Source organism: Burkholderia sp. BCC0419, assembly GCF_902830285.1.
Classification (GTDB): Bacteria; Pseudomonadota; Gammaproteobacteria; order Burkholderiales; family Burkholderiaceae; genus Burkholderia.
Window position 1 is genome coordinate 540,070 of record NZ_CADESR010000002.1, and the last position, 12,440, is coordinate 552,509.

General features: G+C 64.0%; 9 protein-coding genes and 1 pseudogene. 4 read left to right on the forward strand and 6 right to left on the reverse strand.

The features are described 5' to 3' along the window. Window positions 1-121 precede the first annotated feature (121 nt). The 5 genes from HWW87_RS15905 to HWW87_RS15925 form a co-directional block, all read right to left on the reverse strand. Window positions 122-685, reverse strand: coding sequence for a cytochrome b (locus tag HWW87_RS15905; protein ID WP_175821090.1), 564 nt, complete (start codon window positions 683-685; stop codon window positions 122-124). 151 nt (window positions 686-836) lie between these two features. Next, entirely contained in the window at window positions 837-2,201 is a 1,365-nt protein-coding gene (locus HWW87_RS15910) for an aspartate aminotransferase family protein (RefSeq protein ID WP_175821091.1), read from the reverse strand. Window positions 2,202-2,263: 62 nt separating this feature from the next. After that, window positions 2,264-3,709, reverse strand: coding sequence for an aldehyde dehydrogenase family protein (locus HWW87_RS15915; RefSeq protein WP_175821092.1), 1,446 nt, complete (start codon window positions 3,707-3,709; stop codon window positions 2,264-2,266). Between the two features lie 260 nt (window positions 3,710-3,969). Further along, window positions 3,970-5,409: an APC family permease gene (locus HWW87_RS15920; protein ID WP_175821093.1), complete on the reverse strand. Its 1,440-nt coding sequence runs from the start codon at window positions 5,407-5,409 to the stop codon at window positions 3,970-3,972. 287 nt (window positions 5,410-5,696) lie between these two features. After that, window positions 5,697-6,641 carry a helix-turn-helix domain-containing protein gene (locus HWW87_RS15925; protein WP_175821094.1) on the reverse strand — a complete coding sequence of 315 codons (945 nt, stop codon included), beginning with the start codon at window positions 6,639-6,641 and terminating at the stop codon, window positions 5,697-5,699. A 457-nt stretch (window positions 6,642-7,098) separates the two neighbouring features. Here HWW87_RS15925 and HWW87_RS15930 point away from each other — a divergent pair, with 457 nt between their 5' ends. After that, window positions 7,099-8,427 (forward strand): MFS transporter, encoded by a 1,329-nt coding sequence (locus tag HWW87_RS15930; protein ID WP_175821095.1) that lies wholly within the window; start codon window positions 7,099-7,101, stop codon window positions 8,425-8,427. Between the two features lie 115 nt (window positions 8,428-8,542). Here the strand turns inward: HWW87_RS15930 and HWW87_RS15935 are convergent. Then, a pseudogene (locus tag HWW87_RS15935) lies at window positions 8,543-8,659 on the reverse strand (IS5/IS1182 family transposase); the annotation flags it as partial. Window positions 8,660-8,984: 325 nt separating this feature from the next. On the opposite strand from HWW87_RS15935, the gene HWW87_RS15940 reads away from it, so the two are divergent. The 3 genes from HWW87_RS15940 to HWW87_RS15950 all read left to right on the forward strand — a co-directional run bounded on the left by HWW87_RS15940 (window position 8,985) and on the right by HWW87_RS15950 (window position 12,246). After that, window positions 8,985-10,283 carry a hypothetical protein gene (locus HWW87_RS15940; RefSeq protein ID WP_175821096.1) on the forward strand — a complete coding sequence of 433 codons (1,299 nt, stop codon included), beginning with the start codon at window positions 8,985-8,987 and terminating at the stop codon, window positions 10,281-10,283. 542 nt (window positions 10,284-10,825) lie between these two features. Further along, window positions 10,826-11,827, forward strand: coding sequence for a sterol desaturase family protein (locus HWW87_RS15945; RefSeq protein WP_175821097.1), 1,002 nt, complete (start codon window positions 10,826-10,828; stop codon window positions 11,825-11,827). A gap of 62 nt (window positions 11,828-11,889) precedes the next feature. Next, the gene (locus tag HWW87_RS15950; RefSeq protein WP_244107246.1) at window positions 11,890-12,246 is read left to right on the forward strand and encodes a 2Fe-2S iron-sulfur cluster-binding protein; all 357 of its coding nucleotides are present in this window, start codon (window positions 11,890-11,892) and stop codon (window positions 12,244-12,246) included. Window positions 12,247-12,440: the final 194 nt, after the last annotated feature.

Genomic DNA, 12,440 nt, shown 5'->3' on the forward strand with positions numbered 1-12,440 from the left:
GCAGCGGCTCCGCTTGTCGTTAGTTAAACGAAATATGAAATGCGAAGAAAATCGGCCCGCCGCGATCGGGCGAATCGAATGCGGAGCCTCGCCGGGCGCGAGGTTCCGCGTGGCGGCGGCGTTACAGCATCCGCCGCAGCACGTCGTTTTCCGGGTTGCGATCGAAGAACCGATGCTTCAGCGCGGCAAGCACGTGCAGTACGATGAGTGCGAGCAACGTGTAGGCGAGCGTCCGGTGCAGCCACTGAAACGCCTCGAACCAGTGGTCGTTCTTCGGCAGCAGCTCGGGTACGCGGAAAAAGAAGAACGGCACGCCGTCGCTCTGCGTATACGTGCTGGACATCGAATAACCCATCAGCGGCACGATGATCGCCAGCGCGTACAGCAGGTAGTGCGCGATCTTGGCGAGCTTCCGGTCCAGCCTCGGCAGCGTGGAAGGCAGCGGCGGCAACGGCTTCATCGAGCGAATCGCCAGTTGCGTGACGACCACCAGCAGCGTGAGCACGCCGAATTCCTTGTGCGTCGGGTAGTACCAGTCGAACTTGCCTGGCAGGTTGTCGTCGAGCCGGACCATCGTCCAGCCGGTCCAGAGCTGCGCGCCGATCAGGATCGCCCTGGCCCAGTGCAGCAGCCGAAGCGTGAGCGGGTATTTCTCCACCGTGAAAGCAACGGCCCGGGTTTCCATTTGATTTTTCTTCCTTTAAAACGAAACGGCGACAGGCGGGATACCGGCCATCGACTTCGACGTCCCGTGAGGGGATTCGTCGAACCGAGGCCGGATGGCGATGCGCGCGGACCTTCGACGAAACGTTCGCGCGCCGGGCTGTTTCGCGCGCTCAGGCGATCGCCGGCGAATCCGCGCAGCACTCCTGCAATGCCTCGCGCAGCGTCACCGCGATGAAGTCGGCTTCGCTCTGCCGCAGCGTGAGCGGCGGCGACATCACCACCTTGTTGGCGATCGCGCGGACCAGCACGCCGCGGCGGCGCGCGGCATCGGCCACGCGTGCGGCGAACCCTTTGCCCGGATCGAGCGGCGTGCGGCTGGCCTTGTCGGTCACCAGGTCGAGCGCCAGCATCAGCCCCTTGCCGCGGACGTCGCCGACGGTCTCGAAGTCGGCCTTCAGCGGCAGCAATTGCTCGAGCAGGCGCTGGCCGACCCGTGCCGCATTGCCCGGCAGATCCTCGGCCTCGACGATGTCGAGCACGGCGAGCGACGCGGCGCAGGCGAGCGGATGCCCGCTGTACGTATAGCCGTGCATGACCACGTGCGAGAAGCCCGCGCCATGTTCGATCGCGTCGGCGATCCGCCCGTTGTACAGCGTCGCGCCGAGCGGCACGTAGCCGGCGGAAATGCCCTTGGCGACGCACAGGATGTCGGCGGCGACGCCCCAGCCGCGGCTGCCGAGCAGGCTGCCGGTGCGGCCGAAGCCGGTGACGACTTCGTCCGCGATCAGCAGGATGCCGTTGCGGTCGCAGACGGCCCGCACGCGCGCCCAGTAATCGGCCGGCGGGACGATCAGGCCGCCGGCGCCCTGCACCGGCTCGGCGACGAACGCGGCAATGGTCTGCGGGCCGTGGAATGCGATCGTTTCCTCGAGCTGCTGGATGCAGTGCTCGACGAGCTGGTGCGGATCCTCGCAGTTCCACGGATTGCGATAGAGCCACGGCGTGTCGAGCAGCACGCAGCCGGGCAGCAGCGGGCCGTGATTGTAATGGTAGACGCCGTTGCCGCCGATCGACGTGCCGCCCATGTGCACGCCGTGATAGCCGTTGCGCAGCGACAGGAATTTCGTGCGCGACGGCTCGCCCGCGGCGACCCAGTACTGGCGCGCCATCTTGAGCGCGGTCTCGATCGCGTCGGAGCCGCCGCTGCCGAACATCACGCGCTGCATGTCTTCCTGCGCGAACATCGCGCACAGGCGGTCGGCCAGATCGTAGACGCGCGGATGGGCGACGCCGTCGAAGGTCTGGTAGTACGACAGCTCGTCCATCTGCCGGGCGATCGCGCTTTTCACTTCCGGCCGGTTGTGGCCGACGTTGACGTTCCACAGTCCGCCCACGCCATCGAGCATGCGATGGCCCTCGACGTCGTACACGTAGTTGCCGTCGCCGCGCGCGATGACGACGGTGGGGGTCGTATGGCCGGCGGCCGCCGAGCTCATCGGGTGCCAGAATCGTTTTTGACGCTTTTGATAGTCCATGGTGTCTCTCGTCTCTCTTGCGAAGTGCTTGAACAGGTGGCGGCGCGGGGTGCGCCGCCGGGTCACAGGGCTGCGGTGACGATCTTTTCCTCGAGGTAGGAATCGAGCGCGGCCTTCGACAGGTCGCGCCCGATCCCGCTTTGCTTGGTGCCGCCCCACGGCAGGCGGGCGTCGATCGGGCTCCACGCATTGATCGCGACGGCGCCGACGTCGAGCCGCCCGGCGACGCGGTGCGCGGTGCCGACGTCCTGCGTCCACACCGAAGCGGACAGGCCGAACGGCGTGTCGTTGGCGATGCGAACGGCGTCGTCCTCGGTCTCGAACGGCATGACCATGCCGACCGGGCCGAATACCTCGTCGCGGGCGATTCGCATGCCGGGATGAACGCCGCCGAGAATCGTCGGGCGCATGAAGCAGCCGCGCGGCGGCACCTGTTCGTCGCCGGCGAGCATGACCGCCCCTTCGGCGAGCGCGCCGTCGACGAGCGCACGGACGCGCGCGAGGTGACGCGGGTTGATGAGCGCGCCCATCTGCACGCCGGGCTCCGATGGCGGACCGACACGGATGGCGCGGGCCGCGTCGGCGAGCCGTTCTTCGAGTGCGTGCGCGATCGAGCGGTGCGCGAGCACGCGCGAGCCGGCCGCGCACGTCTGCCCCTGGTTCGCGAACATGCCGGCCATCAGCGACGGAATCGCACGGTCGAGATCGGCATCCGCGAAGACGATCTGCGCGGCCTTGCCGCCGAGTTCGAGCGTGACGCGCTTGAAGGTCTTCGCTGCCACGCCGGCGATCGCGCGGCCGACTTCGGTGCTGCCGGTGAAACTGATCTTGTTGACGAGCGGGTGCGCGACCAGCGCGGCGCCGACTTCCGCGCCCACGCCGTGGACGATGTTCACGACCCCGGCCGGAAGGCCGGCTTCGCAGACGAGCTCGCCGAGCCGCGCGACGGCCAGCGGCGCGTCCTCCGACGGCTTGATCACCACCGGGCAGCCGGCCGCGAGCGCCGGCGCGAGCTTCCACACGGCGATCATCAACGGCGCGTTCCACGGGATGATCTGGCCGGCGACGCCCACCGGCGCCCGCCGCGTGTAGCTGAGCGTCGGGCGGCCCATGAAGCCGTCGGTCGGGATCGTGCGGCCCTCGAGCTTGTCGGCCCAGCCGGCGAAGTAGCGCAACGTGTCGATGCACATCGGAAGGTCCATCATGCGCATCTCGGCAAGCGGGCGTCCCTGTTCGACGGCGAGCAGTTCCGTCAGCGCATCGCCGTCGCGCTCGACCAGGTCGGCCAGCCGAAGCAGCCAGCGGGCGCGGGCCGGGCCGCCCGCGCGTGCCCACGCGTCGTCGTGCAGGGCGGCGTGCGCGGCACGCACCGCGCGATCGACGTCTTCGGCGGTCGACGCGGGCACGGCGGCGACGTAGTCGCCGGTTGCCGGCGCCAGCTTTTCGAAGGTGCGGCCGGCCGCTGCGTCGCAATGCCTGCCGTCGATCAGATTCTGAATTTTCATCATGGTGTCCGTGTTTCCCAGGGGCGAATCGTCGGGCCGAACGGGCGGGGGCGAGGGCAACTGCCCCGGTCCGGCTTCGACGTCGCATTCACTGTATGTCGATGAAAACGCGCGTCTTGTCCGCTATCGGCAATCGCTGCCGCGCGCCCGGGATAGGGAATACCCGCGCCGGCGCGACGCGTCGCGGGTCGCGTCGACGGCGGGGCATCGTCGGGGACGGAAAAACGAGACGACGGTGCGGCGCGGCACCGTCCGGGCGGCGGCTACTGGGCGGCGCGTCCGAGTGCGCGGTACAGGTCGGGGTCGCTGCGCTTCAACCGCAGCGCGGCGCGGATGCCGAGCGCGCCGACGGCGACGAGGAAATACGGAAACATCGCGACGAAGGTCGAATCCGATCCGCTCAGCACGGACAGGTTGCGCACGACCAGCACGAGGCAGGCGCCGAGCGCGATCACGCTGACGAGCGGCGCGATCAGGCGGTGCACGATGCCGGCGTCCCGATGGTCGCGCGCGAAGAATGCGATCACCGAGGCCGCCACCAGGATCTGCACCGCGATGATGCCGATCGTGGCCAGCGCACTCATCCACGAGAACACGACCGCGAACGGATCGAGGCGAAAGGCGGCCGATCCGGCGATGGCCGCGAGCGCGATCAGCGTCTGCACCTTGCCGGCGACGTCCGGGCAACGATGCACGGGGCACGTATGGCCGAGCTTGCGCCACAGCACGCGCTCGCGGCCCATCGCGTAGAAATAGCGCGTGATCGTGTTGTGGAACGACAGGATGGCCGCGAAGAGGCTCGTGACGAGCAGCACGTTCATCGCGTCCGTCGCGATGCCGCCGAGCAGCCGGCCGCTGACGGCGAACCACAGATTGGCCGGATCGCGCGCGGCCTGCGCGGCGATCCCGCTCTCGCCCCAGGCCTCGACGATCGCCCACGACGACAGCGCGTAGAACGCCATGATCAGGATCACGGCCAGGTAGGTGGCGCGCGGAATCGTGCGCTTCGGGTCGCGCGCCTCCTCGGAGAAGATCGCCGTCGCCTCGAAGCCCATGTACGAGCCGAGCACGAACACGAGCGCGGTGCCGAGACCGGGCGCGAACACCATCGCGGGGCTGAACGGTTTTGCGCTGAAGCCGCCGGCGCTCGCGCCGTGCAGGACGATCGCGAGATCGAGCAGCATCACGATCGCGATTTCGCCGATCATCAGCATGCCGAGCAGCCGGCCGCTGAACTCGATGCGTCGCGCGCCGCAGACGTGCACGGCGACGACGCATGCGAGCGCGAACGCCCACCACGGCACGTCGACGCCGTAGTGCCGCTGGATGCTGTCGTTCAGGAAGAAGCCGAACATGCAGTAGATCGCGATCTGCACCGCGTTGTACGCGACGATCGCGACGAACGCGCCGCCCACGCCGGCAGGGCGGCCGAGCCCGTTCGCGATGTACGCGTAGAACGCGCCCGCATTGGAGATATGCCGGCTCATCGCGGCATAGCCGATGCTGAAGATCAGGTACATGACGCCCGCCAGCACGAATACGCCGGGCACGCCGGGGCCGTTGCCGAGCGAGAATGCCGCGGGCGTCGCGCCGACCATCGCGGTGAGCGGCGCGGCCGCGGCGACGACGAAGAAAACGATGTGGGAGAGTCCGACGGCGTTCTTGCTGAGCCCCGCTTCGGACCGGGGTGACGATTCGTTCATGAGTAGTCCCGCTGGCCGGCTCGTCCGTCAGGAAGCGACACCGGCATGCCTGATCGATATCCCCGTGCCGCGCGCCGATCCTGACGAACCGGCGATCGATGCCGACGTTCGTCGACGGCACGGGTGTGCGCTTGGACGGCCGCTCGATGCGCAGCGCACATGCGAGCCGGCCGACGACAAAATTTACGGTGCCGAAAAAACGGGTGTTGTCCGTTATCGGCAATCCGCATGCGCGGGGGCGGCAGGGGATTACCCGGATGCGATGCCGCCCTGCGCCGGTCGCGCGCTCAGCTCAGGCGCGGCGTGTGCGACGGCAGCTCGTGGAAATGCTGGTGGTAGTACGCGGAGAAGCGCCCGAAGTGGCAAAAGCCGAATTGCGCGGCCGCGTCGCCGATGCGCATCGTGTCGGGCGTCGTCATCAGGAAGCGGCGCACGGCGTTCAGCCGGATCGAGCGGAGGTAGGCGGTGGGCGTGGTGCCGACCACGTTCTGGAAGCTGTATTGCAGCGTGCGGCGGCTGATGCGGAGGTGGTGACAGAGATCGATGACCGTCGGGACGTCGTCGCATTCCAGCGCGATTTCCTGGCTGCGGCGAACGACGTAGCTTTGCGTCGATGCCGACGGCAGCGCGCCGGCATCCGGATCGTCGGACTGCACGAGATCGAGCAGGATGCCGACGACACTGTGCGCGAGCACGCGTTCGTCGAACGCATCGCGCGCGGTGAGCGAACCGCTGTCGAGCGCCTGGCCGAGCACGCGCTCGAGGCCGTCCAGCGCTTGGCGGTAGTGGGCGGACGAGATCGGCAGCACCGGCTGCTTCAGGATGCGGGCGGGCAGGTTCGCGAGTTCGTCCAGTTCGCGATCGGCGGTGAGCGTGCGGTCGATCGTGAACGCGAGCACCTCGGTGTCGCACGGCAGGTGGGCGACGAACTCCTCGCCGCCGCGCAGGGTCAGCAGGCTCGGGCGCTCGACGGTGCGCCCCTGGACCACGGGCGCGACCGCACTGGCGATCGGCAGCGCGAAGCAGAGCCGGTCGCGCGGCGCGAGGCCGTGCTGCATCACGCGTTGGTTGATGCGTTCGCGAAAGACGTGAAAACGCTGGCCGGCGACCTGGCGCAGCGTGGTCGTCGCGGTGCCCGGACTGATCTGATCGTAGTGCTGCGACCAGTTCACGATCGCCTGGGAATGGAGGAATACATCCGAGAAGCACAGTGTTTCGGCGCGCAGGTTCATGGCGTGGCTAATGCATCCCGTCTCAAATTCGATGCCGGCCGAAGCCGGCTCATGCTGCCCACGATCATATCCAGAAAAAAACACCGGGTGACGCGATCAAACACCGGCGTACTCGTTTTTTGTAAATCTCATTATAAGGGATTGAATTTATTTTTAAGGTGGGGTTTACACATGGTGTCGCGCTGTACCTCGCAATGAGGGACAGTGGTCAAGAGGATCGAACTATATCGCCGTTTTTCTTACAAATCTGACGAACGCGGATTGGCGATGTGGCCCACGAGGCGCCCACCGGCTTCTCTCGTGTTAACTACCAATAAATCCCGTAATACGAGATTTGTATAATTACCCGGCAACGCTTCGCCTGCTCGTGCACGCGCAACCTGTTTCGGCGCCATCGATGGCGGCCCCGCGCCACGCAGGCGATTGCCGACGCATCTCCACATACCGGGAGCGGTCCATGTCCGAGTCACCCCCTGCCTGCTTGTATCGCCGGATCGCGCTGCGCGTGATTCCGTTTCTGTTCGTCTGCTACGTCGTCAACTTCGTCGATCGCGTCAACATCGGGTTCGCCAAGCTGCAGTTCCTGCAGGACCTGGGCTTGAGCGAAGCCGTATTCGGCTCCGCGACGGCCATCTTCTTCATCAGCTACGCCGCGTTCGAGGTGCCGAGCAATCTGCTGCTGGCGCGCATCGGCGCGAGCCGCACGCTCATGCGAATCATGGTGCTGTGGGGCCTGTGCACGGTCGCGCAGATGTTCGTGACCGGCAGCGTGTCGCTGTACGTGGTGCGGTTTCTGCTCGGCGCCGCCGAGGCCGGCTTCTTTCCGGGCCTGATCCTGTACCTGTCGTACTGGTTTCCGGATACGGTGCGCGCCCGTGTCAACAGCGTGCTGCTGCTCGCCGTTCCGGTCGCGGGGATGATCGGCGGACCGCTGTCGGGCTGGATCATGGCGCACCTGCAGGACACGATGGGGTTGCGCGGATGGCAGTGGCTGTTCCTGATCGAGGGCTTGCCGGCCATCGCGCTCGGGCTGGTTGCGCCGCTGATGCTGAGCGACCGGCCGGAACGGGCGGCATGGCTGGCACCTGCGGACCGGCAGGCGCTCTTGCTCGATCTGGACGCGGAGCGCGCGTCGGCCGTGGTCGGCCATGACCGGGCGGGCGTGTTCGACATCGTTCGCAACGCGCGCGTGCTGGGGCTGGCGGCGATCTATTTCTGCGTCTACGTCGGGATGGGGACGGTGACGTTCTGGTCGCCCACGGTGCTGAAGGCGGCCGGGGTCGCGAGCGTCACCGGAATCGGTTGGTTGTCCGGACTGATTTCCGTGTTCACGATGATCGGCAATGTGGCGATCGCATGGAGTTCCGACCGATACAGCGAGCGCCGCTGGCATACGGTTGCTTGCATGCTCGTCACCGCGTGCAGTCTGCTGCTGCTGCGCTTCTCGGTCGGCCATGTAGGAATCACCGTCGCGTTGCTGGCAATCGCGCAGCTGTGCGCGTTCACCGTGCCGATCGTGTTCTGGACGATTCCGGCTGCCCAACTGACCGGCCGGGCGGCGGTGGCGGGCATCGCGGTGATCAGCATGCTGGGTTCGCTCGGCGGCGCTTTCAGTGCGTGGCTGGTCGGCGTCCTGTTTGCGCGTACCGGCGCGCCGTATGCCGGGCTCGGGGCGGTCGCGGGGCTGCTGGTGGTCGGCTCGGTGCTGGTGACGAGCCTGGTGCCGCGCACGCTGCCGGCGCGCCGCACGACCAGCGAACGGGCCGCGTTGCAGGGCCTCGAATAGCGCGTTGCCTAGGTTGCGTCACGACGCCGACGGCCTCCCCGCCGCGTCGCCGCCATCGGCTCGGGCGAACCGGCTGGAGTAAGGCGCGCGACGCCTGGGCGTAGCACGGCCTAACATTGAGCAGCCTCACCGCTTGGTTGACCAGCAGCCGAAGCAGCCTCAACGGGTGATCGGCCAGCACGAAGTCTTCCAGCTTCACCGCCGTGAACAGCGGTTCCTGCATCTCGTCCAATCCGCGCTTATTTGCCCAAGGTCATGAACGATATCGCTAACGCACCGCTCGCAACGCCCGTTTGCACCGTTGAGAAGTTCAACAGCCTGCTAGGGAGTTCCCTAGCGTCCGCTACGGTTGCCGTTTTGGGCTATGGCCTTCGGGCGCGAGTTCCTATCATCGCAGCTCGTCGGGATCGGGATGCAGTCGGTCGGAACGAAGCAATGACGCAATCATCGGCGCCGGTTGTAAGCATGCCGCTTGCGTGCCGCCCTGGCGGGTATGGCGCCCGGCCGGCGAAAGCAAGTCTCCGGGCGCGTCCCCGCACAAGCCAGGGAGGCCCAGCGTGCTAGAGGACAAAGACACAAGGCGGCTCGTTGCTCACGGGGAACGCATTCAAAAAAGTGGCGTGCTCGGAAAATCGTCGCAGATCAATCGCCTTTTCGAATTGCTGCTCGAACGCTCGTTGGCCGACGCCGCACCGAAGGAAATCGAGATTGCGCAAACGGTCTTCGGCAAATCCATCGACGTGGATCTTGCGGCTGATGCGACCGTTAGAGTGCACGTCCACCGGCTACGAAAGAAACTCGAGGAACTGCCACCGGACGAGCAGGGCGAGCGCCTGGCCCTTCCGCGCGGGGAATATCGGCTCGTCGTCATTCCGCCGGCTGCGGCCGAGGCAGACGATTGTGCCGCGTCGCCCCGCCGCCTGCCGCGCGGCGCCAGGATGTGGCTCGCAGGGGGCGCCATGCTTCTTGTCGGGCTCAATCTGATTTGCTGGAGCTGGTTCGCAAGCAATCCCGCCGGAGACACTCGCCTCGATACCAATCTCTGGCGTGCGCTGGCGGGAAGCCATATTCCGACTCTTATCGTTTACGGTAGTGATTATGTTTTCGGCGAACTGGATTCCAACAACGAGGTTTCCCGCCTGATATTCGACCCCCGAATTCACTCTGCTGATGAGCTGGGTCAGTACAAATTGCGGACTCCGGGCGCGAATCAGAAATATATCGACCTGAACACCTACACCCTTCCTGAAGGCGTGGCGCCGGCAATGGCTGCCATTACTCCCATCATTGCGACCGCGCGAGCCGGAGAGCTACCGTCGCTGCAATCCATCGCAATGTCGCGCTTTACCAACAATATGTTGCGGACTCACGATCTTGTCTATGTTGGCTTGTTGAGGAGCCTGGCAGACCTGAAAGAACCGCTTTGCGATATTTCGGGTTTCTCTCTGACGGATGACGGCGATACGCTTGTCGATCGCGCGAGCGGGAATCAGTTTCAATCCGATTGGGACAACCCTTCGACTGAGGGGATTATGCGTCGCGACTATGCATATATAGCCAGCTTTCCGGGCTCATCGGGAAATCATATTGTCGTTATTGCAGGAACCCGGGATCCTGCGCTTATGGAGGCGATACATGTTGCGTCGAGTAAATCCGAACTGGATAAGCTGAAAGCGAGCCTTGGCGCGGATGGCGCATTCGAGGCACTGTACGAAGTCCGTACATTCGGACCGTCGAATGTTGGTAACAAGCTGGTCGTTGTTCGCCATCTCAAGGTCGGCCAGATGTGGCCTGTAAGAGAAAGTGAGCTTGCTCCCAAAAAAGCCGGGGCCGTTGAACCTCCTAAAGCAAAATAAAAAACTGCGCTGCGTACGAAAATCCACGGCCGGCCTTGGCGCGAGACCGCGGTGAGCTTGCGCGGCGCGTCTATTTCGACAGCGATCCGGATATGCATCTCGATGCCACATCGAGATTGAACGCTTGATGCCGCGCGTCTTCTATTTCTCTTCCCCTTTTTCCCGTTTTGAGACGCCGTTATTTCGACTGGACCGAATTGGAGTGTGCCGGTAGTACGCGGCGCAGAAGAGCGGAAGCAACGCATGTCGGAATCGATGTTCCGTGATACGCATGCACCCGTGATGCGACGAAGCCGGGTTTACCCCCGGGAATCGACGATGCATGGCTACGCGAAAGCGCCAAAAAAACGTTCGTTAACCGTTCATCCACCGTTCGTTACTGGCCTGCAGGGGGCCGGCAGACCACTATGAACGCACTATCCCGGCGGCAACGTTTTCTTCATCGAGCGGGCCACCTGGCATAGACGGTACCTGACAAGAGCGTCGTATGCGACTCGCGGCCCTGTCCTGGCTCGTAACAATATGCAATCCCGGAGACGAAGATGATAAATGAGACATGGAGCTCGATTACCGACTTTTATGACCCTACCATCGAAATGCTGCAGCAGTGGGCATGGGGTCTTCCGCTTTATTTCGTGGTGGTTGCGTGGGTCGGTTTCCTGGCAAGAAAAGAACGCGGCCCGGTGACGCTACGGGCGGTGGTGAGGTCCGTATTTCCGAAGGATCAGTACGATCATGCTTCGGCTCGGGTGGATCGATGGAACGGCATTATTGTTCTGGCGATCGGTTTTCCACTTTCCGTGTTCGTCGCGATTAATGCGATCTCGGTAGCGGACAATCTGGTGGGTTTTCTGGTAGCGCATTTTGGCGCGCAAAATCCCTTGATGCACACGGATTGGAAGATGGTCGCGGTTCAGTTCATCGTATATTTTCTGGCTTTGGATTTTTCCGGCTACTGGGTGCACCGCTGGTGCCACGAGGTTCCCGTCCTGTGGCCGCTGCACAAGCCGCACCATACAGCCGAAACGCTGACGCCATGGACGCTCTTTCGTCAACACCCGGTTGAATTCTTTTTTCTGAACACGATTCCCTCGTTCTTTGCCGGCGTGGCGCTGGGCTTGCTGCTTTACGCCACGGGAACCGCTGTCAATCCGGGAACCGTGACGGTAATCGGAATCCAGGTGTACGTTTCCTTTTTTGTCGTCGACACGATGTCTCACGTACACGTGCATGTTTCGTACGGCAATTGGGTGAATCGTATCGTCCTCGCACCCGTAATGCATAACCTTCATCACAGCATCGAGGTGCTGCATCGAGATAAAAATTACGGAGTTATTTTGACGGTATGGGACTGGATGTTCGGAACCCTTTATTTGCCGAAAACGAACGAAACATGGCGCTGGGGACTGAATGAAGTGGAGTTTGGGGAAAAGAATCCTCACAAAACCCTGAGAGGTTTCTATCTCGAGCCATTCGTTTCGTTCTGGCAGGGTTTGCGTCAAATCGGCGCTCGCCAGGATACCGTGGCGCCAACCCACGAGTGAGCTTTCGCCGGCGGGCGGATACCCAGGCCGCACGCGCGACTCGATATCGAACCGAGTCACGCGTGTTCATTGAAAAACCATCTTTTTTTGAGAATATGCCAAAAGTTACCTATATCGAATCGAATGGCGACGAGCACGTCGTGCTTGCGCTGGACGGCGCCAATGCAATGGAGACCGCACTGGAAAATGGTGTGCCCGGTATCGACGGTTTTTGCGGCGGCCAGGCCTCATGTGCGACTTGCCATGTCTATGTCGACGAACCCTGGCTCGGCGTGACCGGCAAAGCCGATCCGGCGATCGAGTTTGCCTTGCTCGAGCCGTTGGGTGCAGTGCAGGAGAACAGCAGGCTGGCTTGTCAGATCAAGTTGACACGAGAACTGCACGGCCTGGTGCTGAGAATGCCGGAGAAGCAAGGCTAGGGGGCGGCTATCCCTAGCCGATTCCTGACGGCTCGGCGCATGTACTTCGACGAAGTACGACGGCGACGAATTCGGGCTCAAATACGGATCTTCGTGTTTCGTTCCCGGTCGTACGCGATGGTACATCGACGGGTGCGGCGGCCGGGTCGCCTGCCGGCGAAATAGGCTCGTCATCCTCTTCAACGCATTTGCAG

Coding starts and splice junctions, on each gene's coding strand:
- HWW87_RS15920 (WP_175821093.1), bottom strand. CDS start 5,409: ATGAACGAATCGTCACCCCGGTCCGAAGCGGGGCTCAGCAAGAACGCC.
- HWW87_RS15905 (WP_175821090.1), bottom strand. CDS start 685: ATGGAAACCCGGGCCGTTGCTTTCACGGTGGAGAAATACCCGCTCACG.
- HWW87_RS15910 (WP_175821091.1), bottom strand. CDS start 2,201: ATGGACTATCAAAAGCGTCAAAAACGATTCTGGCACCCGATGAGCTCG.
- HWW87_RS15925 (WP_175821094.1), bottom strand. CDS start 6,641: ATGAACCTGCGCGCCGAAACACTGTGCTTCTCGGATGTATTCCTCCAT.
- HWW87_RS15915 (WP_175821092.1), bottom strand. CDS start 3,709: ATGATGAAAATTCAGAATCTGATCGACGGCAGGCATTGCGACGCAGCG.
- HWW87_RS15930 (WP_175821095.1), top strand. CDS start 7,099: ATGTCCGAGTCACCCCCTGCCTGCTTGTATCGCCGGATCGCGCTGCGC.
- HWW87_RS15945 (WP_175821097.1), top strand. CDS start 10,826: ATGATAAATGAGACATGGAGCTCGATTACCGACTTTTATGACCCTACC.